This window comes from Pseudoduganella dura (assembly GCF_009727155.1).
In the GTDB taxonomy this organism is placed as follows: Bacteria; Pseudomonadota; Gammaproteobacteria; order Burkholderiales; family Burkholderiaceae_D; genus Rugamonas; species Rugamonas dura.
On record NZ_WNWM01000002.1, the window covers coordinates 831950 to 858441 of the forward strand.

General features: G+C 66.7%; 21 protein-coding genes. 12 read left to right on the plus strand and 9 right to left on the minus strand.

What is annotated here, in order from left to right; genetic code table 11:
- Positions 1 to 71: 71 nt before the first annotated feature.
- Complete coding sequence (gene mqo, locus GJV26_RS03835) at positions 72 to 1661, minus strand: malate dehydrogenase (quinone) (RefSeq protein ID WP_155707667.1); 1590 nt, start codon at positions 1659 to 1661, stop codon at positions 72 to 74.
- Positions 1662 to 2043: 382 nt separating this feature from the next.
- A complete protein-coding gene (gene senA / locus GJV26_RS03840; RefSeq protein WP_173346135.1) occupies positions 2044 to 3246 on the minus strand; it encodes a selenoneine synthase SenA in 1203 nt (400 codons plus the stop codon).
- Between the two features lie 16 nt (positions 3247 to 3262).
- Between senA and senB the strand changes: the two genes are divergently transcribed.
- The 3 genes from senB (at position 3263) to leuA (ending at position 7512) form a co-directional block, all read left to right on the plus strand.
- The gene (gene senB, locus GJV26_RS03845; RefSeq protein ID WP_155707668.1) at positions 3263 to 4240 is read left to right on the plus strand and encodes a selenoneine biosynthesis selenosugar synthase SenB; all 978 of its coding nucleotides are present in this window, start codon (positions 3263 to 3265) and stop codon (positions 4238 to 4240) included.
- Between the two features lie 21 nt (positions 4241 to 4261).
- Complete coding sequence (selD, locus tag GJV26_RS03850; protein WP_155707669.1) at positions 4262 to 5311, plus strand: selenide, water dikinase SelD; 1050 nt, start codon at positions 4262 to 4264, stop codon at positions 5309 to 5311.
- A 503-nt stretch (positions 5312 to 5814) separates the two neighbouring features.
- Positions 5815 to 7512: a 2-isopropylmalate synthase gene (leuA, locus tag GJV26_RS03855; RefSeq protein ID WP_155707670.1), complete on the plus strand. Its 1698-nt coding sequence runs from the start codon at positions 5815 to 5817 to the stop codon at positions 7510 to 7512.
- Between the two features lie 105 nt (positions 7513 to 7617).
- On the opposite strand, the gene egtB is transcribed toward leuA, so the two are convergent.
- Both egtB and egtD read right to left on the minus strand, forming a co-directional pair.
- Positions 7618 to 8886, minus strand: coding sequence for an ergothioneine biosynthesis protein EgtB (gene egtB, locus GJV26_RS03860; protein WP_155707671.1), 1269 nt, complete (start codon positions 8884 to 8886; stop codon positions 7618 to 7620).
- A gap of 18 nt (positions 8887 to 8904) precedes the next feature.
- Positions 8905 to 9921 (minus strand): L-histidine N(alpha)-methyltransferase, encoded by a 1017-nt coding sequence (gene egtD / locus GJV26_RS03865; protein WP_229419161.1) that lies wholly within the window; start codon positions 9919 to 9921, stop codon positions 8905 to 8907.
- Between the two features lie 185 nt (positions 9922 to 10106).
- Here egtD and GJV26_RS03870 point away from each other — a divergent pair, with 185 nt between their 5' ends.
- The 9 genes from GJV26_RS03870 (at position 10107) to GJV26_RS03910 (ending at position 19748) form a co-directional block, all read left to right on the plus strand.
- Positions 10107 to 10967, plus strand: a complete 861-nt coding sequence (locus GJV26_RS03870) for a putative selenate ABC transporter substrate-binding protein (protein WP_155707672.1) — start codon at positions 10107 to 10109, stop codon at positions 10965 to 10967.
- The gene (locus GJV26_RS03875; RefSeq protein WP_155707673.1) at positions 10968 to 11813 is read left to right on the plus strand and encodes a phosphonate ABC transporter ATP-binding protein; all 846 of its coding nucleotides are present in this window, start codon (positions 10968 to 10970) and stop codon (positions 11811 to 11813) included.
- A gap of 13 nt (positions 11814 to 11826) precedes the next feature.
- Positions 11827 to 12672, plus strand: coding sequence for a PhnE/PtxC family ABC transporter permease (locus GJV26_RS03880; protein ID WP_155707674.1), 846 nt, complete (start codon positions 11827 to 11829; stop codon positions 12670 to 12672).
- Positions 12669 to 13463 carry a phosphonate ABC transporter, permease protein PhnE gene (gene phnE / locus GJV26_RS03885; RefSeq protein ID WP_155707675.1) on the plus strand — a complete coding sequence of 265 codons (795 nt, stop codon included), beginning with the start codon at positions 12669 to 12671 and terminating at the stop codon, positions 13461 to 13463. The genes GJV26_RS03880 and phnE overlap by 4 nt, the downstream gene beginning before the upstream one ends.
- A 19-nt stretch (positions 13464 to 13482) precedes the next feature.
- On the plus strand, positions 13483 to 14163 hold the full coding sequence (locus tag GJV26_RS03890; RefSeq protein WP_155707676.1) for an ABC transporter ATP-binding protein: 681 nt from the start codon (positions 13483 to 13485) through the stop codon (positions 14161 to 14163).
- 141 nt (positions 14164 to 14304) lie between these two features.
- Positions 14305 to 14592, plus strand: coding sequence for a hypothetical protein (locus GJV26_RS03895; RefSeq protein ID WP_155707677.1), 288 nt, complete (start codon positions 14305 to 14307; stop codon positions 14590 to 14592).
- Positions 14593 to 14945: 353 nt separating this feature from the next.
- Entirely contained in the window at positions 14946 to 16085 is a 1140-nt protein-coding gene (locus GJV26_RS03900; RefSeq protein WP_155707678.1) for an efflux RND transporter periplasmic adaptor subunit, read from the plus strand.
- Between the two features lie 3 nt (positions 16086 to 16088).
- Complete coding sequence (locus GJV26_RS03905) at positions 16089 to 19307, plus strand: efflux RND transporter permease subunit (protein WP_155707679.1); 3219 nt, start codon at positions 16089 to 16091, stop codon at positions 19305 to 19307.
- A gap of 99 nt (positions 19308 to 19406) precedes the next feature.
- Entirely contained in the window at positions 19407 to 19748 is a 342-nt protein-coding gene (locus tag GJV26_RS03910; RefSeq protein WP_155707680.1) for a YciI family protein, read from the plus strand.
- Between the two features lie 247 nt (positions 19749 to 19995).
- On the opposite strand, the gene GJV26_RS03915 is transcribed toward GJV26_RS03910, so the two are convergent.
- From GJV26_RS03915 to GJV26_RS03935, 5 genes are all read right to left on the minus strand, one after another.
- Entirely contained in the window at positions 19996 to 20769 is a 774-nt protein-coding gene (locus tag GJV26_RS03915) for a GNAT family N-acetyltransferase (RefSeq protein ID WP_155707681.1), read from the minus strand.
- 182 nt (positions 20770 to 20951) lie between these two features.
- Positions 20952 to 21653 carry a hypothetical protein gene (locus GJV26_RS03920; protein ID WP_229419162.1) on the minus strand — a complete coding sequence of 234 codons (702 nt, stop codon included), beginning with the start codon at positions 21651 to 21653 and terminating at the stop codon, positions 20952 to 20954.
- A 94-nt stretch (positions 21654 to 21747) separates the two neighbouring features.
- Entirely contained in the window at positions 21748 to 22224 is a 477-nt protein-coding gene (locus GJV26_RS03925) for a response regulator (RefSeq protein WP_155707682.1), read from the minus strand.
- Positions 22221 to 25622, minus strand: coding sequence for a response regulator (locus GJV26_RS03930; protein ID WP_155707683.1), 3402 nt, complete (start codon positions 25620 to 25622; stop codon positions 22221 to 22223). Before GJV26_RS03930 ends, GJV26_RS03925 begins: the two co-directional genes overlap by 4 nt.
- Positions 25619 to 26443, minus strand: coding sequence for a transporter substrate-binding domain-containing protein (locus GJV26_RS03935; RefSeq protein WP_155707684.1), 825 nt, complete (start codon positions 26441 to 26443; stop codon positions 25619 to 25621). The genes GJV26_RS03930 and GJV26_RS03935 overlap by 4 nt, the downstream gene beginning before the upstream one ends.
- Positions 26444 to 26492 lie beyond the last annotated feature (49 nt).

The window sequence follows — 26492 nt, forward strand, 5'->3', positions numbered from 1 at the left end:
GGCACATGTGTGGCGGGGATTTTTTTTGCCGCTGGGAGGGCCCGGCATTCACCGGCCCCGTCACAGCAACCTTACTTCGGCGCGGCGGCCGGCACGTCCAGCGTGATCGCCTTCAGCTCCAGCACTTCGCTGCTCTGCCGGCGGATCTCGTTCGCGTATGCCGGGTCCGGATTGAGCTTGCGGCCGTACGACGGCACCATTTCCTTCATCTTGGCCTGCCATTCCGGCGTTGCCAGCTTCGCCTTGAACGACGAAGCCTGGATCACCTTCAGCATGATCGGCGCGGCGGTCGATGCGCCGGGCGAGGCGCCCAGCAGCGCGCTCATGGTACCGTCCGAGGAGCTGACCACTTCGGTGCCGAACTGCAGCAGGCCGCCCTTTTTCGGATCGTCCTTGACGATCTGTACACGTTGCCCGGCGTTGACGAGCGTCCAGTCTTCCAGCCTGGCGTCCGGCAGGTAATCGCGCAGCGTCGCCAGGCGGTCTTCCGGGGACTGCATCACCTGCTGGACCAGGTACTTCGTCAGCGGGATGTTGTCGTAGCCGGCCTGGAACATCGGCTTGATGTTGTCGCCGCCGACGGATGCGGGCAGGTCGATCCACGAGCCGTTTTTCAGGAATTTCGTGGAGAAGGTCGCAAACGGTCCGAACAACAGCGCCTGCTTGCCGTCGATGATGCGGGTATCCAGGTGCGGCACCGACATCGGCGGCGAGCCCACCGAGGCCTTGCCGTACACCTTGGCATAGTGCTGCTTGATCAGTTCGGGGTTGCTCGTGACCAGCCACTGGCCGCCGACCGGCACGCCGCCGAAGCCCCGGGCCTCGGGAATGCCGGATTTTTCCAGCAACGGCAGCGAACCGCCGCCGGCGCCGATGAACACGAATTTCGCGCGTACCGTCGTCAGCTTGCCGTCAGCGATGTTCTTGACTGTGACGTTCCAGTTGCCATCCGTACCACGCTTGATATCTTCCACCTGGTGGCCCAGCTTGAGGGTCATGCCGCCGTTGTCGGTCAGGTGTTTCACCATGCTGCGCGTGAGCGTGCCGTAGTTGACGTCGGTGCCGATTTCCATCCGGGTCGCCGCCACTTTCTGGTTCTTGTCGCGGCCGTTCATGACCAGCGGGATCCACTTGCGCAGCTGCTCCTGGTCTTCGGTATAGACCATGCCCTTGAACAGGTTTTCCTTCTGCAGCGCGTCGTAGCGCTTGCGCAGATAGGCGATGTTTTCGTCGCCCCACACGAACGACATGTGCGGCACGTTGTTGATGAAGGTATGGGGGTCGCCCAGGTAGCCCTTTTTCACCTGGTAGGCCCAGAACTGCTTGGACACTTCGAACTGCTCGTTGATGTCGACGGCCTTCTTCGTTTCGATGCCGCCGTCCGGCGTTTCCGGCGTGTAGTTCAATTCGGCGAAACCGGAGTGGCCGGTGCCGGCGTTGTTCATCGCGTCGGAACTCTCGGCCGAGACCGAATCGAGGCGCTCGAACATCTGGATGGTCAGGTCGGGCTGAAGCTCCTTGAGCATCGTGCCCAGCGTGGCGCTCATCACGCCCGCGCCGACCAGTACCACGTCGACCGGTTTATCGGCCGAAGGCGGCGGCGATTTGGTGCATGAGGAAAGGATAAAACAGGAGAACAGGACTACAAGCGACTTACGCATGATGGTATTACCTGAAAGAGTATTGCGATGCTGCCATCGGCCAATATCTGATTAAAAAAAACTTCAACGGCTCTTTGCGAAATACTTCCGGCGGACCCGGCGGGTCGGCCAAAACAATTCCGCAAAGATCGTGCGGCCCGGGGTGGGCGACACGACGCGTAGCGAAAGCAACGTCACGGAGCGGCTCGGCGTTGGACCGGCCCATCGGACCGGCGCATTGGGCCGGTTGAGCCAGGACAGGAGGCAAGCGCGAACAATGGCACGCCCATTCCGGCATGCGGATGGACAGGTCAATATGCCTGGCGTCTATTGAAGAGACAAGGCCCGGAAGGGGCGACGAATCTTAGAACGATCATTCACCGCAATATATCGGGGATACTACTTATTCCCACGCGCAGGTCCTGAACCCGCTGAAGATATCGTCCCGTTCCGGCATGAAGAAATTGCGGAATTTTGCCGCGCCGAAGCGCGATGGCGTGGCGAACGAGGCGCCGCGCAGCACCTGGTGCGTGGCGAACCACGGTTCCGAGTATTCGCGATAGCGGTCCGCCGCGAAGCCGGGATACGGCTCGAACGGCGAAGCCGTCCATTCCCACAACTGCCCCCACCGGAACGCCGGGTGCCCATGCAGCGCGGCATACTCCCATTCCGCCTCCGTGGGCAGGCGGCGGCCGGCCCAGGCGCAGTAGGCCTGCGCTTCGAACAGGCTCACATGCCGCACCGGTTCATCCGGGTTCAGTGTGGCCGGACGGCCGAAGCGCACCGTGCGCCAGCCGCCGCCATCGCGCTCCCAGTAACGGGGCGCGGAGCGTTCCTGCCGCATCAGCCAGCCGGCGCCGGCGGTGCTCCAGAACTGGCGATTGTCGTAGCCGCCGTCGGCGATGAAGTCGCTGTACTGCGCATTGGTCACGAGCGCGGCATCCACGCGGAACGGCGCGACGTAGACGGCATGGGCGCACTTCTCGTTGTCGAACACGAAACCGGCGGCGTCCGCCGGGATGCCCAGCTGCAGCGTGCCTCCCGGCAAGCGAATATCGCCGGAGCGCGCGGCAACCGGCTCATCGTGCGTCAGGTGCGGCGGCGCCTGCAGGCCGAGCGTCTGCAGCGTGTAGAGATAGGCTTCGCCATGCATGTCCTCGTGGGCCAGTGCGAGACGGTAGGGATACAGCGCCTCGTCCGTGTTCGCCTCGCGCGACAGCTTGTCGAGCACCCGGTCGAGCACTTCATGGCAGTAGGTCTTCACGCCGCCGGTTGTGGGCAGGTCGAGCGTCCAGCGGCTGCGGTGCGGCACGTTGGCCGAGTCGAACCAGTCGTCGCCCTTGGTCAGCAGCGACGCGAACCGCGCATCCGCCGGGTGGCTCGACAGTGCCTCGCGCAGGATGAACCATTCGGCGAACCAGGCCGTGTGGCCCAGTTCCCACAGCGGCGGATTGACGATGCGGATCTGCGGCACATTGCGCGGCACGTCCATGCCGGCGGCGGCGAAGCAATCGAACAGGGCGAGCGTATAATGCCGCGCATCCTGCATGGCCTCGGCCAGTTGCTGCGTCCGCGCGGTGCGGAAAGAGGCGGTGAGCGAATTCATACGAGGATTGTAACCAATGGCTGCCTCCGGCAAACCTTCGATCTGTATCGTGAGCCCGGGCACGGCGCGGGACAACAACGGCAACTGGCACACGGCCGACCGCTGGGCGGGTTTCCTGCGCGAGCGCTACGACGTGGCGATCCGGGATACCTGGTCGGAACGATATCCGGTGCCGGACCTGCTGATCGCGCTGCACGCGCGCCGTTCGGCACGGCCGCTGGCCGATTTCGTCGCCCAACCGGACGGCCGGCCGTCGATCCTCGTATTGACGGGAACCGACGTCTACGACGACATCCACCATGACGCCGAGGCCGGGCGCGCGCTGAGGCTGGCCGATGCCCTCGTGGTGCTGCAACCGGCGGCGCTCGATGAACTGCCGGCCGCCGTGCGGCCCGATGCGTACGTCATCTATCAATCCGCCGGGGCGCTGGCGCCGTCGCAACGCCTTCCGAGCCGGCGCAACATCACGATGGTCGGCCACCTGCGCGCCGTGAAGGACCCGGCCACGTTCATGCGCGCCGCGGCGCTGGTCACGGCGCCGGACGTGGCGATGGAGCACCTCGGCGAGGCGCTCGACGCAGGCCTGGAGCGTCTTGCACGGCACACGGCCGATACAGTGGGTCGCTACACCTGGCTCGGCGGCGTGCCCCGCGAGGTCGCCCGCGAGCGCATCCGCGACAGCCACGCGCTGGCGATCTGCTCGACCATGGAAGGCGGCGCCAACGTGATCGTCGAGGCGATCACCAGCGGCGTGCCGGTGCTGGCCAGCGACATCAGCGGCAACCGCGGCATGCTCGGCGACGATTACGCGGGCTATTTCCCCGTCGGCGACGCGGCCGCCCTCGCCCGCCTGGTCGACCGCAGCGCGCTCGACGAAGCGTTCGTCGCGACCCTGCGCGCCCAGTGTGCCGCCCGCGCGCCGCTGTTCGCACCCGAGGCGGAACGGGCAGCCTTGCTGCGCCTGGTGGATAATCTCGTGAAACCGACTCCCTGATGCCCAACTTGGCAAAACACCATGACCACTGAACAGATCAAACTCACCTCGTTTTCCCACGGCGGCGGCTGCGGCTGCAAGATCGCACCCGGCGTACTGTCCGAGATCCTGAAAAACTCGAGCGGCTTCCCGGTGCCGAAGGAACTGCTGGTCGGCATCGAGACGGCCGACGATGCCGCCGTCTACCAGCTCAACGACGAGCAGGCGCTGATCGCCACCACCGATTTCTTCATGCCGATCGTCGACGACCCGTTCGACTTCGGCCGCATCGCCGCCACCAATGCGATCTCCGACGTGTACGCGATGGGCGGCACGCCGATCATGGCGCTGGCGCTGGTGGGCATGCCGATCAACAAGCTGCCCATCGAAACGATCGGCCAGATCATCAAGGGCGGCGAGTCGATCTGCACCGAAGCGGGCATCCCGATCGCCGGCGGCCACACGATCGATTCCGTGGAGCCGATCTACGGCCTGGTGGTACTGGGTCTCGTGCACCCGTCGAAGATCAAGCGCAACGCGGACGCCAGGGCCGGCGACGTGCTCGTGCTGGGCAAGCCGCTGGGCGTGGGCGTGCTGTCGGCGGCGCTGAAGAAAGACATGCTCGACGAGGAAGGCTACGCGGCGATGATCGCCAACACCACGAAGCTGAACAAGCCGGGCAAGGCGCTGTCCGAACTGCCGGGCGTGCACGCGCTGACCGACGTCACCGGCTTCGGCCTGCTGGGCCACCTGCTGGAGCTGGCGCGCGGCGCCGGGCTGACGGCCAGGCTGACGATGTCGCAGATCCCGCTGCTGCCGGGCGTCGAGCAGCTGGCGCACGACGGCATCTTCACCGGCGCCTCGGGCCGCAACTGGGATGCGTACGGCAAGGACGTGACGCTGTCGCCCAACGTCACGCCGGCGCAGCACACGCTGCTGACCGATCCGCAAACTTCCGGCGGGCTGCTGGTGTCGTGCGATCCGTCGGCAGTGGACGAGGTGCTGGCCGTGTTCCGCAGCGGCGGTTTCGAAGCCGCCGCCGTGATCGGCGAGATGGCCGCCGGCGAGCCGCGCGTGCAGGTCGCCGCCTGATGCCATATCGGCATCCCGCGCTTCCCGGCCAAGGCGCGGAGAAGCGCAGGATGCCGGTTTCCGCATACCACACCCGCGACGAATTACCTTGACAACGGCAAACGGCTTCTCTTACATTGATGGCATGTTCACGCATCCGCAACTATCCGCTTTCCTGCTATCGCTTGCCAGCCTATCGCTGGCAACGCCCCTGCTAGCACGCGCCTGATTCGTTTCACCCCTGTGCGCGCTGCACAAAGTCACACCGCCAAGCCGGCCACGAGCCGCACCCGCTTCAGGAACACCGTCAGGAAAGATGCACCGATGCCCGCCATCCATTGCCCCGCCGTCGCTTTCATTGTCCGAGCGCAGCCGCAGCCGTTGCCACTATTGCTATCGCTAGCGACCGGTTGCCTGGTCTAGCGCCCAGTGGCCCACCAGGCAGCCTGCTGCCACATGCAAGCGACCAATGTAACTATCCACAGCGGTCCGCACGACAAAATCCGAGAACCCAGGAGTACACCATGATGTTGCAGAACCCTGCCGCGAAATACCGCGCCTTCCCGCCCGTTCAACTGGCCGACCGCACCTGGCCGAACAAGACGATCACCACGCCGCCGACCTGGATGAGCACCGACCTGCGCGACGGCAACCAGGCGCTGATCGAACCGATGAGCGTGGAAAAGAAGCTGCGCTTCTTCGACCTGCTGATCAAGACGGGCCTGAAGGAAATCGAAGTGGGATTCCCTTCGGCATCGCAGACGGACTTCGACTTCGTGCGCAAGCTGATCGACGAAAAGCGCATCCCGGACGACGTGACCATCATCGTGCTGACCCAGTCGCGCGAAGAACTGATCCGCCGCACCGTGCAGGCCGCGGCCGGTGCGAAGAACGCGATCGTCCACCTGTACAACTCGGTGGCGCCGGTGTTCCGCAAGGTGGTGTTCAACATGTCGCGCGAAGAGATCGTGAACATCGCCACCACCGGCACCACGCTGGTGAAGGAACTGCTGGCACAGCATCCGGAAACCAGCTGGGGCTTCGAATACACGCCTGAATCGTTCTCGACGACGGAGCTGGATTTCTCCAAGCAGATTGTCGACGCGGTTACCGCGATCTGGCAGCCGACGCCGGAGAAAAAGATGATCGTCAACCTGCCCACCACGGTCGAATGCAGCACGCCGAACGTATACGCCGACCAGATCGAATGGATGTGCCGTAACATCGAGCGCCGCGATTCGATCATCATCAGCGTGCACCCGCACAACGACCGCGGCACCGCCGTCGCTTCGGCCGAGATGGCCGTGATGGCCGGCGCCGAGCGCGTCGAAGGCTGCCTGTTCGGCAACGGCGAACGCACCGGCAACGTGGACCTGGTCACGCTGGCGCTGAACCTGTACACGCAAGGCGTGCACCCCGGCCTGGACTTCTCGGACATCGACTCGGTGCGCAAGACCGTCGAGGAATGCAACCAGCTGCCGGTGCACCCGCGCCATCCGTACGTGGGCGACCTGGTCTTCACCGCGTTTTCCGGTTCGCATCAGGACGCGATCAAGAAAGGTTTCGCGAAGCAGCAGCCGGGCGCGGAGTGGGAAATCCCTTACCTGCCGATCGACCCGGCCGACCTGGGCCGCAGCTACGACGCGGTGATCCGCGTGAACAGCCAGTCCGGCAAGGGCGGCATGGCCTACCTGCTGGAGCAGGATTACGGCCTGGTGCTGCCGCGCCGCCTGCAGATCGAATTCTCGCGCGCGGTGCAGGCCGTGGCCGACCAGACCGGCCTGGAAATCACGTCCGAAGGCATCCACGAAATCTTCGAACAGGAATATTTCGCGCAAACGTCGCCGTATGCGTACGTGTCGCACCGGATGACGGAAGACACCAGCGCCGACGAGCCCGTGCAGATCGACATCTCGCTGCTGCACCGCCAGGCGCCGATGGCGCTGCAGGGCGGCGGCAACGGCCCGATCGACGCCTTCGTCGACGCGCTGGGCCTGGACATCAAGCTGATGGACTACCACGAGCACGCGATCGGCCACGGCGCCAACGCCAAGGCGGCCTGCTACGTGGAACTGCGCCTGGAAAACGGCCCGACGCTGTTCGGCGCCGGCATCGACAGCAATATCGTGACGGCGTCGTTCAAGGCGGTGCTGTCGGCGGTGAACCGGCAATTGCGGCAGAAGGAAGTGGCGCCGGCGGATGCGTCGAACGCCGCGGCCTGAGCTGCCTGAGGCTACTGGGGTTTGTCCCCGGTAGCCACTGGTGTCGGACACCAAAAAAAAGCCGGTGTCCGACACCAGACTCTGCTCATCCGCTAACAGCAAGCCCTATCGCGCCAGCCGGATCCCCGTAAACTGCCACCGCGCCCCGGCCGGAAAGAAATTCCGGTAGCTGGCCCGCGCATGCCCGGCAGGCGTCGCGCACGACGACCCCCGCAGCACATACTGGTTCACCATGAACTTGCCGTTGTATTCCCCGATCGCGCCGGCGGCCGGCCTGAACCCGGGATACGGCGTGTAGCTGCTGCTGGTCCACTGCCAGCAATGATCGAACATCTGCGTCAGCAGGCCTGCTTCGTGTCCGTCCTCCTCCGCATCGCCGCCTGGATGCGGCAGCGATGGCGGCGTGCCCGGCAACGTGCCGGCGCTCCGCGCGGCATGTTCCCATTCGGCCTCGGTCGGCAAGCGCGCGCCGGCCCAGTGCGCGTAGGCGTCGGCCTCGAACAGGGAAACGTGCGCCAGCGGCCGCTCCAGGTCCAGCGGCTGCAGCCCCAGCAGCGTGAACTCGAGCCAGTTGCCATGTTCGTCCCGCTGCCAGTACAGCGGCTTGTCGAGCCCCTGCGTGCAAACCCAGTCCCACCCTTCCGCCAGCCACGGCGCCGCATCGCGATAGCCGCCGGCCTCGACGAACGCCAGGAATTCGCCATTCGTCACCAGCCGCGATGCGATGTCGAACGGCTCGACGAACTGGCGGTGGCTCGGCAGTTCATTGTCGAAGCAGAAGCCGTCGCCCTCGTAGCCCACCGCCGTCACGCCGCCTTCGAAGTGCACCCAGCCCGGCGGCGCGCCCGGCAGCGCCCGCGGCAACGGGCCGGCCAGGTACCCGGGGTACAGCCCGTTCTGCGCCAGCAGGTGCTTCACGTCCGTCAGCATCAGTTCCTGGTGCTGCTGTTCGTGCTGCAGGCCCAGCGTCAGCAGCGCGGCGAGGCGGGCGCGGGCTTCGCCATCGAGCCCGCTGCCGATCAACGCGGCGATGCGGTCGTCGACGTTCGCCCGGTACGCCCGCACCTGCGCCATCGGCGGGCGCGTCAGCAGGCCGCGCTGCGGGCGCGGGTGCTTCTCGCCCACGCCGTTGTAGTACGAATTGAAGAGCACGCGGAACGCCGGGTGGAACGGCTGGAACGCGCGCTCCATCGCCTCGAGGATGAAAGTCTCGAAGAACCAGGTGGTGTGCGCCAGGTGCCATTTGATGGGGCTGGCGTCCGGCATCGATTGCGCGCCGCAATCCTCGTCGGACAGCGGCGCGGCCAGCGCCAGCGAATGTTCGCGCACGGCGCGGAAACGGGCCGTCCAGACGGCGGGATCGTTCAGTTGCATGGTTCCTCCACTGGGCTGTCAGTCCGCCGCCGCACGGGCGTGCATCACGGCGAACCAGCCGGCATCGTCGGTCCACACCGCGTCCGCCGTGAAGCCGGCCTGCGCCAGCACCGCGGCAAAGCTCTCCGGTGTGTACTTGTAGCTGTCTTCCGTGTGGATGCGTTCGCCGCGCGCGAAGCGGCGCTCGCCGCCGGGCCAGCACACCGTGAGCGCGGTACGCGCTTCGAGGTGCATCTCGATGCGGCTTTCCGCTGCGTTGAAGAATGCCACGTGCTGCCACTGGCGCACGTCGAAATCCGATCCCGTCAGGTGGTTCAGGTGACGCAGCATGTTCAGGTTGAACGCGGCCGTCACGCCGATCGCGTCGTCGTAAGCTGCATCGAGCACGGCGGCGTCCTTGACCAGGTCCACGCCGATCAGCAGCCCGCCGTCGGCGTACGTGTTGTCGCGCACCCGGCGCAGGAACGCCACCGCCTCGTGCGGCGCGAAATTGCCGATCGACGAGCCGGGGTAGAAGAACTGGCGGCGCGCCGTGTTCACGCCGGCCGGCAACTCGAACGGACCGGAAAGGTCCAGCGCCAGCGCCGTCATCGCGATCGCCGGGAAACGCTGGCGCAGGCGGCCGACCGCCTCGTTCAGGAAGTCCCTCGAGATGTCGATGGGCACATATTGTTGCGGCTGCAACAATGGGAACAGGCTGGCCGCCTTCGCGCAGTTGCCCGCGCCCAGATCGATCAGCGTGCTGCCCGTGCCGATACGGCGCGCGATGTCTTCGCCGTGGATCGCGAAAATCGCCGCTTCGGTTCGTGTGGGATAATACTCGGGCAGTTCGCAAATGGCCTCGAACAGGCGCGATCCCAGGCTGTCATACAGGTATTTCGGCGAAGTGCCGGCCTGTGGCGCAAGCAGCCCGGCCTGGATCTCGGCGATCGTGGCACGATCGCCCTGCGGGGCAATGGCGGCGGCAAGCGGCTCGGCCGGCAAAGCGCGCAACGCGGCAGGCTGGCGTAACGCTCCGGTTCCGGTCATCGGCATGGTCTCTTTCCTTGGTTGTTGCTGTTATCGTTGCTGTTATCGTTGCCGTTGTCGCTGCTGTCATTGTTACTGACAGTCAGGACCACGAGGGCGTTTTGCTATGATACCCAACTGCCAAGAATCGGGCGTCCCGCTCGGCGTCGCTCGGGCATACTGCGATTCCATAACAATTTAATGACACCATCATGAAACCAACCTTCAAGCGCGCCCTCGGCGCATTCGCCCTCGGCACCCTGCTCTCCCTGTCCGCCCACGCCCAGCAGGTGCTGCGCGTATCGGCCATTCCGGACGAAGCGCCGACCGAACTGCAGCGCAAGTTCAAGCCGCTGGGCGAATACCTGTCGAAGAAAACCGGCCTGAAGGTCGAGTTCACGCCGGTGACCGATTACGCCGCATCCGTCGAAGGCCTGGTTAACAACAAGCTCGACATGGTCTGGTTCGGCGGCTTCACCTTCGTGCAGGCCAAGGAACGCAGCAAGGGCCAGGTGGTGCCGCTGGTGCAGCGCGTGGAAGATGAGAAGTTCCGCTCGGTGTTCATCACCACCTCCCCCGCCATCACCAAGCTGGGCGACCTGAAGGGCAAGACGCTGTCGTTCGGCTCCGAATCGTCGACCTCGGGCCACCTGATGCCGCGCTCGTTCCTGCTGGCCGCCAGGATCGATCCGGACAGCGACCTGAAGCGCGTCGCCTTCTCCGGTGCGCATGACGCCACCGTGGCGGCCGTTGCCGGCGGCAAGGTCGATGCCGGCGCGCTGAACATCTCGGTCTGGGAAAAACTGGTCGGCGAGAAAAAGGTCGATACGTCGAAGGTGCGCGTGTTCTACACCACGCCAACCTACTACGACTACAACTGGACGGTGCGCGCCGACATGCCGGCCGACCTGAAGAAGAAGATCACGGATGCCTTCCTGGCGCTGGACGACAGCACCCCGGAAGGCAAGGAGATCCTGGCACTGCAGCGCGCCACGAAATTCATCCCGACGAAGGCGGAAAACTACGTGGCCATCGAAGCCGCGGCGAAGAACGCCGGCCTGCTGAAGAAGTAAATGGCGGGCCGCGATACCGTGCTCCCCGAAGGCCTCGTCTACCGGCTGGAAGGCCTGTCCGCCCGCCATGCGGGCGGCACGCGGGCGTACGCGCTGCAGGACATCTCGCTGGCCGTGCGCGCCGGCGAACAGCTCGCCCTGATCGGCCCTTCCGGCGCCGGCAAGACCACGCTGCTGGCCACATTGTCGATCGGGCACGCGCCCGAGGGCGGCACGTTCGAGGCCTTCGGCACCGACCCATGGCGCCTGTCCGACCGCGAACGCCACAAGCTGCGCGCGCGGCAGTTCCTGGCACCGCAGACGCCGCCGCTGCCGCCCCGGCAGCGCGTCGTCACGGCGGTGCTGGCGGCGCGGCTGCCGGCATGGAGCCTGTGGCAGGCGCTGGTGTCGCTGGTGAAGCCGGCCGATCCGGAAGCGGCGTGGCGCGCCCTGTCGCGCTTCAACCTGGGCGACAAGCTGTATGCGCGCGTGGACCGGCTGTCCGGCGGCGAACGCCAGCGCTGCGGCCTGGCGCGGCTGCTGCTGTCGTCGGCGCAGGCGCTGCTGGTGGATGAACCGCTGTCCGCGCTCGATCCCGCGCTGTCGCAACTCACGCTGGCCACGCTGCAGCAGGAAGCGGCGGCGCGCAACGCGGCGCTCGTCTGCAGCCTGCACCAGGTGGAACTGGCGCTGGCGCACTTCCCCCGCATCGTCGCCCTGAAGGAAGGCCGCGTCGTGTTCGACCTGCCGCGCGACCAGGTCACGCAAGCGATGATCGATGAGCTGTACATGAACGAACATCCGCCGGCGAACGCGCCGCACCCGCACGACCTGCCGGCCAAGCTCGCCGTGGGCGCCTGCCTGTAATTATCGAGATGTAATGCAAAGCATTCCCGCCGCACCGTTTTCCGCGCGTCATCCCGATCCCGCCTGGCGCAGCCGTGTCACGTACACCGCCGTTGCGCTGCTGGTCCTGTGGCCGATGCTCGTTGCCAGCGAATTCAAGCCGGCGCTGCTGTTCGACGGCCAGAGCCTGTCGGCCACGGCGCGCTTCCTGGCCGATTTCCTGCCGCCGGCGCATTCGCCGGAATTCCTGCAGTTGCTGCTGCGCGAGACGTGGCAGACGGTGGCGATCGCCACGTCCGGCCTCACGCTGGCGCTGCTGGGCGCCATTCCCGCCACGCTGATCGTCACCGAGCGGCTGTCGATCTCGCGCCTGGGCACCGGCCGCATGGCATGGGGTTCGCGCATCGTGCGCCAGACCGTGCGCTGGCTGCTGGTGTTGCTGCGCAGCGTGCCGGAACTGGTGTGGGCGCTGCTGTTCGTGCGCATCATCGGGCTCGGCCCCACCGCCGGCGTGCTGGCCATCGCCCTCACCTACTGCGGCATGCTGGGCAAGGTCTACGCGGAAATCCTCGAATCGTCCGAACGCCATGCCAGCGACACGCTGCTGGCCAACGGCGGTTCGCGCCTGAAGGCGTTGCTGTACGGGGCATTGCCCGAATCGGCTTCCGAACTGGTGTCCTACACCGTGTACCGCTGGGAATGCGCGATCCGCGGCTCGGTCGTGATGGGCTTCGTCGGCGCCGGCGGCCTGGGCCAGCGGATGGACGAGTCGATGAAGATGCTGGCCGGCGGCGAGGTATCGGCCATGCTGCTGGTGTTCGTGCTGCTGGTCGCGGCCGCCGACATGGTGTCGAAACAGTTGAGGAGACGCCTCGGATGAACACGCAGAACATGCCTGCCGCGCCGCGGCGCCGCTGGTCGGGCACCGTCATGGCGCTGCTGCTGGCCGCGCTGGTCGTGGCCAGCTTCGCCAGCCTGCCGTTGCACTTCGCCGCCTTCTTCACGGCGGACGCGGTGGCGAGCGTGGCCGAATTCCTCGGCGGCTTCGCGCCGCCCGAGACGGGCGCCGGGTTCCTGCGGAAGACGGCGGTCGCCACCGCCGAGACGCTGGCCATGTCGGCGGTGGGCACGCTGCTGGCCGTGGCCGCCGGCCTGCTGCTGGCGATTCCGGCCGCCGGGCGCTTCGGGCGGGCGCCGCGCGGCATCGTGCGCGCCGTGCTGAACGTGCTGCGTTCGATTCCCGAGCTGGTGTGGGCCTCGGTGCTGCTGATCGCGGCCGGCCTGGGCCCGTTCCCGGGGGCGCTGGCGCTTGGCGCGCATACCGCCGGCGTGCTGGGCCGGCTGTTCGCCGATGCGCTGGAAAACGCCACGCCGCTGCCCGAGCAAAGCCTGCGCACCAACGGCGCCGCGCCGATGGCGGCGTTTTTCTATGCCACGTTGCCCCAGACGCTGCCGCAAATGCTGTCCTACACGCTGTACCGCTGGGAAAACAATATCCGCGCCGCGGCGATCCTCGGCGTGGTCGGCGCGGGCGGCCTGGGGCAGATGCTGAAATACCACCTGTCGCTGTTCCAGATGCAGAAGGCCGCCACCGTGATCCTGGCAATGCTGCTGCTGGTTGCGCTGGTGGATGCCGCCAGTTTCTGGCTGCGGCGCAGCCTGACGAAGTAAGCCCCTCCACAAGGAATCCATGCTGGAACTGCGCAACCTGAGCAAATCGTACGCGGGCGGACGCCCGGTACTGTCAAGCCTGTCATACCGTTTCGAGGCCGGCGAGTTCGTCGCGATCATGGGCGACTCCGGCGTGGGCAAGTCGACGCTGCTGAACCTGGTGGCCGGCCTGGACCACCCCGATCCGGGCCCGGACGCGCCGATCCTGGTGGACGGCATCGCGATGGCATCGCTCGATGACGATGCCGCCACCCGCCTGCGCCGCCAGCGCATGGGGTTCGTTTTCCAGGCATTCCACGTGCTTCCGCATCTCACCCTGCTGCAGAACGTGGCGCTGCCACTGCTGCTGAACGGCATGCCGCAGGGGCGCGCGGGCGAAATGCTGGCCGCCGTGGGCCTGGGCGGGCGCGAGCACGGCTATCCCCACGAACTTTCGGGCGGCGAAATGCAGCGCGTGGCGATCGCCCGCGCGCTGGTGCACCGCCCCGCGCTGGTGCTGGCCGACGAACCCACCGGCAATCTCGATCCCGATACCGCCCACGCGGTGCTGGAAGTGCTGCGCACCGAAATCCGCGCCAGCGGTGCATGCGCGATCATGGTCACCCACTCGGAAGCCGCGGCCGCCATGGCCGATCGCACTCTCATCCTTACCCGTGCTGGATTGCAAAACGCAACGGCTGTCAAGCCGTTGCGTCATTAAGACGTCATATTTTCTCTATAAGACGCGCGCTTTTTTTTATAACCGTAGTATGATTTATGTAACTTGCTTGGTTATTAATAATCTTACATTTTCCGACAAGCCACACGCCTGTTCACGCATTTCTTTTGAGGGAGGAGCAAAATGAGCGTAAGGCAAAAAAAGCTGGAGTTAATTGAAGCGATGAATCGGGCGCGGGCACTGGAACCCTCCAGCTTCGTGCCGAACAAGCTGCTCGATACGCTGATCGAACGATTGAACCTGAAAAACGACGCCGAGCTGTGCCGGGTGCTCGAGGTGCAACCGCCCATCATCAGCAAGATCCGGCACCGCAAGCTGGCCGTTGGCGCAACGATCCTGCTACGGATGCACGAGAAATCGGAGCTGAGCATTCGCGAACTGAAAGAACTCACGAATGCGTCGGTGCACTGACGGTGCAATGCCTGGCGCCGGCATCGCATTCCCGGCGCCCTTCTTCTTCCCGCAGCAATACTCCTCGCATTAAAGCCTCCCCAAGCGTTTCCCCCGGTTTTCCTCCTCGGCCTCGGTAAAGTTCCCGTTACGCGTCTCACTTTCGAGAGATGCCGCCCTCTCCTGCCCGCCCTACACTGGTGAGCCACCAGTGCATCGCACGCCTGCCGTTTCCGGAGGGTACCGCAATGTCCGAGCCGTTCCGCCCGCCTTTTCGCCCGCCTTTTTGTTATCCACCGTGCCTGGCCGCCCTGTTCTCGCAGTTCCCGCGATTGTCGCGGTTCTTGTGCTTCCTTTTCGTGGCCGCTCTCCTGATGTTATTCGCCGGTTGCGACCGGGCCGGCGGCCAGGCGCCCGCCGCCGGCGCGCCGCCGCCGGCTCCCGTGTCCGCCGCCACTGTCATTGAAAAAGAGATCGTCGAAACGCAGGAGTTTTCCGGCCGCCTGGAAGCGGTCGAGCGGGTCGAGATCCGGCCGCGCGTGCCCGGCTATATCACGGCCGTGCACTTCACACCCGGCGCGCTGGTGAAAAAGGGCCAGCCGCTGTTTTCGATCGATCCGCGCCCGTACCAAGCCGAACTCGAACGGGCCGAAGCGAACGTGAATTCGGCGCGCGCCCGCGCCGACCTGGCCGGCGTGGAACTGGAACGGGCCGGGCGGCTGCTGGAAGACCGGGCGATCGCCCGCCGCGAGTTCGACGAGCGGGCGGCCGCGCAAAAAGACCTGCAGGCCGCCGCCCGGTCGGCCCGGGCCGAAGTGGAAACGGCGCGGCTCAATCTCGGCTATACACGCGTGACGTCGCCGATCGACGGCCGCGCCAGCAAGGCCGAGATCACCGTGGGCAACCTGGTCGACGGGAGCGCGGTGCTGACCTCGGTCGTATCGACCGACCGGATCTACGCCAGCTTCGATGGCGACGAGGATACGTACCTGCGCGTGCGCGCCCGTGTCCGTACGGGTGCCCGCGACGATGAATCCGTGCCGGTTCGCATCGGCCTGGCCAACGAAACGGGCTTCCCGCACGAAGGCAGGCTGGAGTTCGTCGACAACCGGCTCGACCCGGCCACGGGGAGCGTGCGGATGCGCGCCACGTTCGCCAACAAGGATGGCACGCTGGTGCCGGGGCTGTTCGCCCGCGTGCAGCTGTCCGGCGGCACGCGCACCGGCGGCGCGGCGCGCGCCCTGCTCATCCACGACCGTGCCGTGAGCACCGACCAGGACCGGAAGTTCGTCTTCGTGATCGGCAAGGACGGCAAGGCCGAATACCGGCCGGTGGTGCTCGGCCCGGCCGCGGATGGCCTGCGCATCGTGCGCAAGGGCCTGGCCCCGGGCGAGAAGATCGTGGTGGGCGGCCTGCAGCGGGTGCGCCCCGGCGCCCCGCTGCAACCGAAGCTCGTGCCGATGGAGCCCCCCGACGCGCCCGCCCAGGCCGGCGCGCAGGCGAAAGCGGGATGAGCCATGAACTTCCCCCGCTTCTTCGTCGACAAGCCGATCTTCGCCGCCGTGCTGTCGATCATCATCTTCGTGGCCGGCCTGATCTCGATCGCCCGGCTGCCGGTTTCCGAATACCCGGAAGTGGTGCCGCCCTCGGTCGTGGTGCGGGCCCAGTATCCGGGCGCGAACCCGAAGGTGATCGCCGAGACGGTCGCCGCGCCGCTGGAAGAACAGATCAACGGCGTCGAGCACATGCTGTACATGGACTCCAAGGCCACGTCGGATGGCGCGCTGGCGCTGACCGTCACGTTCAAGGTGGGCACCAACGTGGAGCAGGCCGAAACGCAGGTGCAGAACCGCGTGCAGCGCGCGCTGCCCAGGCTGCCCGAGGAAGTGCAGCAGATCGGCGTGACCACGGCCAAGTCGTCGCCGAACCTGACGATGGTGGCCCACCTGGTATCGCCGAAAGGCCGCTACGACGACGTCTACCTGCGCAATTACGCGGTGCTGAACGTGAAGGACCAGCTGTCGCGCATTCCCGGCATGGGCGAGGTGATCCTGTTCGGCGCCGGCGACTACGCGATGCGGGTGTGGATCGATCCGCAGAAGCTGGCCGCGCGCGGCATGACGGCGGCCGACGTGGTCGACGCGATCCGCGAGCAGAACGTGCAGGTGGCGGCCGGCGTGGTCGGCGCGTCGCCCACCAGGGGCGCGCAGTTCCAGCTCACCGTGAACACGACCGGGCGCCTGAAGACGGTCGACGACTTCGGCGCGATCATCGTGCGCACCAATGCCGACGGCGCGGTAACGCTGCTGCGCGACGTGGCGCGTGTCGAACTGGGCTCGAACTCGTATGCGCTGCGCTCGCTGCTGAACAACAAGTCGGCCGCCGCGATCGGCATCTTCGAGGCGCCCGGCGCCAATGCGCTGCAGCTGTCGGAAGACGTGCGCGCCACGCTGGCCGCCCTGGAAAAGGATTTTCCCGAGGACGTGGCATGGCAGATCGTCTACGACCCCACGCAGTTCGTGCGCGAATCGATCAATGCCGTGATCCACACGCTGCTCGAGGCGGTGGCGCTGGTGGTGCTGGTGGTAATCGTGTTCCTGCAGACATGGCGGGCATCGATCATCCCGCTGCTGGCGGTGCCGGTATCGATCGTGGGCACGTTCGCCGTGATGATGCTGTTCGGCTTCTCGATCAACACCCTGTCGCTGTTCGGCCTCGTGCTGGCGATCGGCATCGTGGTGGACGATGCCATCGTCGTCGTCGAGAACGTGGAGCGCAACATCGCCGCCGGGGGGTCGCCGCACGATGCCACGATCCAGGCGATGAAGGAGGTGTCCGGCCCGATCGTGGCGATCGCGCTGGTGCTGTGCGCCGTGTTCGTGCCGATCGCCTTCGTGTCCGGCCTGACGGGCCAGTTCTACCGCCAGTTCGCGCTGACGATCGCGATCTCCACCGTGATCTCGGCACTGTGCTCGCTGACGCTGGCACCGGCATTGTCCGCCGCGCTGCTGCGCGCGCACGACGCGCCGAAGGACAGGCTGACACGTGCGATGGACAAGGTGCTGGGTCCGTTCTTCGGCTGGTTCAACCGCTTCTTCGGCCGCGCATCGGCATCGTATGGCCGCGGCGTGAAGGCCGTGATGGCACGCAAGAGCCTGGGGATCGGCGTCTACCTCGCGTTGACGGTGGCCGCCGTGTTCGTGTTCCGCGCGGTGCCGTCCGGCTTCGTGCCGCAGCAGGACAAGCAGTACCTGGTCGGCTTCGCCCAATTGCCGGACGCCGCATCGCTGGACCGCACCGATGCCGTCATCCGCCGCATGTCGGCGATCGCCAGGGAGGTGCCGGGCGTGCTCGATTCGGTCGCGTTCCCCGGCCTCTCGATCAACGGGTTCACCAACGCGCCGAACGCCGGCATCGTGTTCATCGGGCTGAAGCCGTTCGGCGAGCGCAAATCGGCCGAGCTGTCGGGCAACGGCATCGCGGCGGAGGTCAACAAGCGCATGGGCGCGATCGAGGATGCGTTCATCATGGTGTTTCCGCCGCCGCCCGTCAACGGGCTGGGCACGATCGGCGGCTTCAAGCTGATGATCGAGGACCGCGGCAACCTGGGCTACGACGCGCTGTACCAGGCCACGCAGGCCCTGCAGGCGAAGGCGTGGCAGGCGCCGCGGCTGGCCGGCGTGTTCTCCAGCTACCAGATCAACGTGCCGCAACTGTTCGCCGACGTGGACCGTACCCGCGCCAAGCAGCTCGGCGTGCCGCTTCAGACCGTGTACCAGACCCTGCAGATCAACCTGGGTTCGCTGTACGTCAACGACTTCAACCAGTTCGGCCGCACCTACCAGGTGGTGGTGCAGGCCGACGCGCCGTTCCGCTCGCAGCCCGAACAGATCGCGCAGCTGAAGGTGCGCAACGACAAGGGCGAGATGATCCCGCTGTCGTCGCTGATGCGCATCTCCGACACGTATGGCCCGGACATGGTGAACCGCTACAACGCCTACCTGGCGGCGGACATCAGCGGCGGCCCCGCCCCCGGCGTGTCGTCGGGCCAGGCGCAGGAAGCGATGACGGCGCTGGCGCGCGAAGTACTGCCGAAAGGGATCGTGTTCGAATGGACGGACCTGACGTACCAGGAGATCCTGTCCGGGAACACGATGGTGTTCGTGTTCCCGCTGTGCGTGCTGCTGGTGTTCCTGGTGCTGGCCGCGCAATACGAAAGCTGGACGCTGCCGCTGGCCGTGATCCTGATCGTGCCGATGTCGATCCTGTGCGCCCTGCTCGGCGTGAAGCTCACCGGCGGCGACAACAACGTGTTCACGCAGATCGCCCTGTTCGTGCTGGTGGGCCTGGCCTCCAAGAACGCGATCCTGATCGTGGAATTCGCCCGCGAGCTGGAAGACCATGGCCGTACCGTCGTGGAGGCGGCACTGGAAGCGTGCCGGCTGCGGCTGAGGCCGATCCTGATGACATCGATCGCCTTCATCATGGGCGTGCTGCCGCTGGTGTTTTCCAGCGGTGCCGGCGCCGAGATGCGGCATGCGATGGGCGTGGCCGTGTTCGCCGGCATGCTGGGCGTGACGTTCTTCGGGCTGTTCCTCACGCCGCTGTTCTACGTGATCCTGCGCACGCTCGCGCTGCGCATTTCCGGCACGCCGCACAGGCGGCACCATGCGGATACGGGACTGGGCGGGGCTGGGGATCCGGGCGGTGGCGAGGCGCCGTCGCATGCGCCGTGACGCTTCGATACGGAAAAATCGCCGTCGGGCAGGCGCGGTATTTGCGGGTCGATTCCCGAGTCAAATCCTTCCCATCAAAACAATAGCGAGGTCCGGGCAATGACGAAATTTCTTGTCTCGTTTCCAGCGAGCGCCATGGATGTTCCCGACGAGGAAATGACGGCAGTCGCCGAGGCGTCGCATGCGGTGATCAGGGAAGCCAAAGCGGCCGGGATCTATGTTTTCGGCGGCGGGATCAACAGCGGCATCGCTCCACTGATGGTGGCCGCCGACGGGAAGTGCACCAACGAGACCTACCGGGAGACCAGGGAGCTCGACGGAGGGTTTTGTGTGCTTGAGCTGCCATCCAGGGCAAGCGCTGTCGTCTGGGCGGCTAAAATCGCCAGGGCCTGCCGCTGCGCGCAGGAGCTTCGCGAGTTCCACTTCGACGTCGAAAGCTGACCCCACCTGCACCAGCCTCAGCTCGAGGGGGCCTTGTTTGAAATCGCCTGCCGGGATAGCAGCACCACTATCCTGATCAACCTGCCCGAGCAAGCCGCTCGCGCCTTCATATCGAGGTTCCCCGACACCAGGCCTTTGGCGGCTGCCCGTATTTCACCCGGGTAGAAGGAAAACCCGGCCCCGGCTGCCGACCGCGCGGCCAAAAGCAATCGTCCCGGCCTGCGGTTCGCCTGCGTTCGACCAGCGATCAGGCCGCGATCGCCATCTCCTCCACCCCGTAGTGGCGCGCATACCGCGCATCCAGGTTTGCCAGCGGCATCAGCAGGAACAGGTCGGCGCTGTCGAAATCGGGATCCCAGGCCGGTTCGCCGCAGATCCACGCGCCCGAGCGCATGTAGCCCTTCAGCAGCGGCGGAACGCTGGCCGAGGCCGCGGCTTCGATCTTCGTGTGCGGGAACGGCAGGTGCGGCGTGACGCGGTATTCGGCCGGCCCCATCCGCGTTTCGCGCAGTTGCCGGAACACGGCGACGGCATTGTGCCCGCCGTCCGCCAGGCTGATGCTGGCGCAGCCGGCCAGGAAATCGCAGCCCTGCCGCTCCATGTATTCGGCCAGCGCCGCCCACAGCAGCATGATGACGGTGCCGCCGCGGTAATCGGGATGGATGCAGGCGCGGCCGGCTTCGATGATGCGGCCCCGCAGCGGGTTCAGGCGGCCCATGTCGAACTCGCCTTCGGAGTAAAAACGGCCCAGCCGGCGCGCGCCGGCCGGCGCCAGCACGCGGTACGTGCCCACCACCTGCAGCGTGGTGGCGTCGCGTACCAGCAGGTGGTCGCAGTGTTCGTCGAATTCGTCGCAATCGAGGCGGTCCGGCCGTGCGAGCGCCGTCAAGCCCATGCCTTCGATGAAGACGTTGTAGCGCAGGCGCTGTGCCTCGCGCAGTTCTTCCGGCGTGGTGGCGATGCTTGTCAGAAGGCGCGGGCGCGGGGCCCGGTTGCCGGTGGCGTTGGTTGTCAGCTGCATGCTTCGTCCTCTCGGTGAAGTGGAGACGAAGCACAGCGTAGCGGTGGATTACTTCAACAACATGACAGGAATATATCGATTCGGTGACCGTGGCGCCGGCGCGTCAGCTTCCATGGAGGAAGCGATGCCGCGGGCGTCGAAGGCCCGCGGCAGAAGGCGCCGGGATTACGTCACCTGGACACTCAGTCCTTCTTCGGACGGCCGGTCTTCAGTTGCGGCAGCGAGGCCAGCACGCTTTGCAGCGTGGCCATGTCGATCTGGCTGATCAGCGCCACGCCCACGCGCAGCAGTTCGCTTTTCTTGATTTCGAAGCCGGCCTTCAGGCAGGCCTTCTTCACTTCGCCGAGCACCGCATATTCCGTTTCCGGCATTGTGAAGCTGTCGCGTACCAGGCGATCCTTGCGCGGCGCCGCTTTCTCGGCCGGCTTGGCCACGGCCTTGGCCGCTTTTGCCGGCTTGGCGGCCTTGGCTGCCTTCGGTTCGGCCTTGGCTTCGGCGGTCTTCACTGCGGCGGCGGGGGCCTTCGCGGCTTTCGGCGCCGCCTTGGCGGCAGGCTTGGCTTCCGCCTTGACTTCGGCCTTGACGTTCGCCTTGGCTGCAGGCTTGGCGGCGGCTTTCACCACTTTTGCCGCCGGCTTTTCCACCTTGGCAGCCGGCTCCGCGGCCTTGGGCGCGCGGGCTTTCACAGGTTGCGCTTCCGGTGCCGCCGCGTCCTTCACCGCGGCGGCCTTGCGGGGCGCCTTCGCTGCCGGCTTGACGGCAGGCGCCGTGTCGGCGGCGGCCTGCGGCTTGGCGTCCACCCTGGCTGCCGGCTTTTCAGCGGCGGCGGCCGGTTTCGTGGCGGTGTCGGCGGAAGTCTTGGTCACATCGTTCTTCGCGTTCATGCATGCTCCTGGAAATTAAGTTGAACTATATAAACAATATATACCATTTTAGCCGAAACGGCACCATCCCTTACAGTTCTTAAGCCATCTCAAGTCACATTGGCTCGCCGGCGCCCTCGTCGCAGGTCGCGCCGCCGCGCGACGCCAGCAGCGCTTCGAGCTCGGCGTTGCGCAGCGCCAGGTCGCGGCGGGCGGTGCGCAGCGCCAGGTGCGTGGCCACGCGGGCCAGCAGGATAGGCGGGCTGATCGGCCGGGTAATGTAGTCCACGGCGCCCGCCGCCAGCCCCAGCGCTTCGTCTTCCGGCCGGCTCTTTGCCGTCAGCAACAGTACCGGCACATCCGCCGTGCCCGGCTCGCCGACGATGCGGCGGCACACCTCCAGCCCGTCCATGTCGGGCATCATCACGTCCAGCAGCACCAGGTCGACGCCGCCCGTGCACAGGATCCGCAGCGCCGTGGCGCCGTTGGTGGCGACCTTCGTGTCGTACTTCGCCTTCAGCAGCGAGGCCAGCAGCATGATGTTGTCGGGCGTGTCGTCCACGATCAGGATGACGGGGCGGCCGGCGTTCATGGCGCCTCCCCGGCCACCGCATCGAGCACCTGCCGGGCCGCGTCGAATTCATAGGCGGCGATGTGCGCGGCCACGCGCTCCAGTGCCGCCGCCGGGAGCGACGCCGCCAGCGACGTACGCGCACCGGCGAAGTAATCGGTACTGTCGCCGCTGTAGGCGGCCAGCAGTTCGCGCAGCCGCGCGAGCGCCGCGGCACCCTCCTCCTGCGCCGCGGCCGCGGCGACCGGGGTGCCGGCCTCCTGCGCGCCGGAAAAATGGGCATCGAGGCCGGCAACGGCCGTGCGCAGCGACACGGTCAGCTCCTCGACCAGCGTGGCCGCCGGCACTTCGTCCCGGTGCAGCATTTCCTCGATGGCGCGGGCGGCCGCTTCCACCGCATTGGCACCCACGTTGCCGGCCACGCCGCGCAGCGTGTGGGCACGCTTGCGGGCGCTGTCGCGATCACAATGCAGCAGCTGGGTCGCCACCTCGGCGGCGGCATCGCGCTGCGAGTTGCGGAAGCGGTCGAGCAACTGCACGTACAGCGTTTCGTTGCCGGCCACGTGGCGCAGGCCGCGCGCCGTGTCGATGCCCGCCAGCAGCGGCAAGCCGTCCTGGCCAGGCGCGCGCGGCGGGCGCGGCGCCACCGGCGGCATCGCCCGGCCCAGCCAGCGCGCCAGCGTGGCATACAGGGCATCCGGGTCGATCGGTTTCGTCAGGTAATCCTGCATGCCCTCGGCCAGGCAGCGTTCGCGCACGTCGGCCAGCGCATGGGCCGTCATGGCGATCACCGGCAGGCCGTCGAAGCGGCGGTCGCGGCGCAGTTCCAGCGTGGTCTCGTGGCCATCGAGCATCGGCATTTCCAGGTCCATCAGCAGCAGGTCGTAGTGGCCGGGGCCCACCTGCGCCAGCCGGTCGAGCGCCTCGCGGCCGTTGCCGGCGAATTCCACCGCGATGCCCTGGATTTCCATCAGCTCGGCGGCGATCTGCTGGTTGACCGGATTGTCCTCGACCAGCAAGACCCGCCCGGTCACGTCGAGCTTGCCGCCGTCATAGGGCTGGTTGCGGCGACGCGGCGGCGCGAACATCGACACCAGCGTATCGACCAGCATCGACTGGCCGATCGGCTTGAACAGGTAGCCGATGAAACCGGCATCTTCCGCCTCGCGCTGCACCTCCTCGCGGCCGAACGCCGTCAGCAGCACCATGCCCGGCTGCCGCTCCAGCGGCGCCGCCGCCACCCGGCGCGCCAGCTCGATGCCATCCATGCCGGGCATCTGCCAGTCGGTCAGCACCAGCGCATACGGGTCGGCGGCGGCATCGGCGGCCACCACCCCGGCCAGCGCCTCGGCGCCCGACGACGCGGTCTGCACGCGCAGCGGCAGCGCCCGCGCGGCCTCGCCGAGCACCTCGAGCGCCACCGGACTGTCGTCGACCAGCAGCACCCGCGCGTTGTTCAGCGCGGCCGGCACGACGGGCGGCCGCTCCGCCTGGCCCGACAGGCCGAATTCCAGGTCGAACGAGAACAGCGACCCCTTGCCCTGTTCACTGCGCACGGTGATCGAGCCGCCCATCAGCCGCACCAGCTGCTGCGAGATCGACAGGCCCAGGCCGGTGCCGCCGAACTGGCGCGACGTGGAACCGTCGGCCTGGTTGAACGCGCGGAACAGCTTGCCCATCTGCTCCTCCGGCATGCCGATGCCGGTATCGCGCACGGCAAACCGCAGGGCGACCCGGCCAGGTTCCGGGCCCGGCGCCGACAGCTGGGTGCAACACAGTTCCAGTTCGCCCTGCGCCGTGAACTTGACGGCATTGTTGACGAGGTTGATCAGCACCTGCCCCAGCCGCAGCGGATCGCCCACCAGGTGGCGCGGAATCGCCGGCGGCACGTTGAACAGGTATTCCAGCTGCTTTTCGGCGGCGCGCTGGCTCGTCACGCTGGCCACGTTGGCCAGCAAGTCGTCGAGGAAGAACGGTACCTGCTCCACTTCGAGCCGGCCGGCCTCGATCTTCGAGAAATCGAGGATGTCGTTGATGATGCCCAGCAGCGCCAGCGCGGCGCGGTGGATCTTGCTCACGTAATCGTACTGCTTGGTGTTCAGGTCCGTGCGCAGCGCCAGGTAAGCCATGCCGATGATCGCGCTCATCGGCGTACGGATCTCGTGGCTCATGTTGGCGAGGAACTCGGACTTGGCGATGTTGGCCGCCTCCGCCCGCACATTGGCGGCCACCAGCTTCTGCTCGCGTTCGCGCCGTTCGGAAATATCGCGGATGAAGCCGCAAAACTCGAACCCCTCGGCATCGAGGTCGATGCGCGTGATCGACAGCTCGATCGGGAACTCGCTGCCATCCGCATGCAGTGCCTCGACCTCGATGCGCCGGTCCAGCACCTCGCCCGCGCTTTCTCCGGCCAGGTAGCGCGCCATGCCCTCGCGGTGGTCCGTGCGGTAGCGCGGCGGGATGATCAGGGTGTCGAGCTGTTGACCCAGCGCCTCGTCGCGCCCGAAGCCGAAGATGACCTCGGCCTGGCGGTTCCAGCCGACCACGCGGCCGTTGCGGTCCATGGTGACCACGGCATCGAGCGCCGTATCGACGATCGCGCGCAGCTTGCGCTCGCTGTCGCGGGCGACCTGGATCGTGCGCTTCAATTCCTGCGTGCGGGTGTCGATCTTCTGTTCCAGGTCGCCGTTCAGCTCGCGCAGCTCGCTTTCGGCGTAGCGCAGCCTGGTCAGCGTATCGCGGAAGCTGCGCACGGCGATGGACAGCCGGCCCACCTGGTCGGCGCGGCCGATGCCGGAGAGCTGGATATCGGTCTTTCCCTGGGCAAGCTTTTCCAGCGACTTCTGGATATCGCCGAACGGCCGCACGGCCTTGCGCGCGACGACGAACACCGCGCCGACGATGGTCAGCGCCAGCAGCAGGTTGACGGTCACCGCATGCAGCAGTTGCTGCTGCAGCGCCCTGTCGGTCTCGCGGCGGGAATACGTCAGGTCGATCGTGCCCACCAGGTAGTTGCGGGCGCCGTCCTGGAAACTGATGTCGCGGTGTACCGTGATGGCGTTCTTCGCATCGAACTTCGACGCCGCGAAACTGGCCAGCTCGGCGCCGTTCGGCGCCTGCACGCGCAGCATCAGCACTTCCGGCGTGGCGCGCATCGCGTCGACCACGCTGGTGATCGCGGCGCCGTTGATGTCGAACAGGGGCCGCGCGAGCGCCTGCGACAACACCGTCACGAGCCGCTCGGAGCGCTCCCGCAATTGCAGCTCGGCCTCCGCATGCAGCGTGCGCACGGCATACGTGGTGTAGGCGGCCGTGGACAGCAGCACCGCCAGGAAGATCGACACCCCCAGGCGCAGGACGATGTCGCCGCGCCAGGTGTCCCGCAAGTTGCGCAGCGCGCCGGGCATCCGTTTGATCAAGGCTGCTTGCCCTTGCCGGCAGCCGGCACTTCGGCTCTCTCGAGCTTGCGGTATTCGGCGCTGTTGCGCGCCGTTTCCACCGCAGCCCAGATGCGCCGCGACAGGTCGGGCTGCCGCTCGACCATCCGGTGCGACAGCAGCAGGAAGTACGGTTTCTCGACCAGGGGCCGCGGCAGCGCCTCGATCTGCGCACCGTACGGGCCGGTGAGCAGCGTGTGCGCATCGCTGCCGCCGACGGCCGCGGCGGCCAGCCGGCCGGCCAGCAGCTTGCGCACCAGCTCATCGGAGCGCTGGCTGCCCTCGTCCACGGTGACGTTCAGGCTGCGCAACTGGTCGGTCACGGAGTAGCCGAGCTGCGCGCCCACGGCGCCATCGACGTTGTGGAGGGCCTTGCCGTCCCAATCGACATTGCTGCCCTTGCGGCGGATCAGCACGTAGCGGTCGATGTGCATGCGCTTCGACGCATCGGGCGTGGCGCCGCCCGGATATTCGCCGATCTCGCGGCGGTCGGTCTTGAAGCTGACGGCGAACGCGCCGTCCACGGCATTGTCTTTCAGTTGCGCCAGGCAGCGCTTCCACGGCATGCTCCGGAAATCGAAGCGGATCTTCTCGCGCTCGCCGACCAGCTTGAGCAGCTCGAAATTCAGGCCGCGGCCATCCTCGGTGCGCCACGGCCGCACATCGGCCCGTTCGTAGCATAGCGTGACGGTGGGCTGGGCAACGGTGGGCTGGGCATGCGGCGCGGATGCGGCAAGAAGCCCGGCGCAAGCGCCGAGCGCCGCCGTCCGCCACCTCCTCCGCCATGCGCTCCCGACCGCCATCTCCGCCCCCCTTGCATCACAAGCCTATAGTGTAAGCAAAACTGCAAGG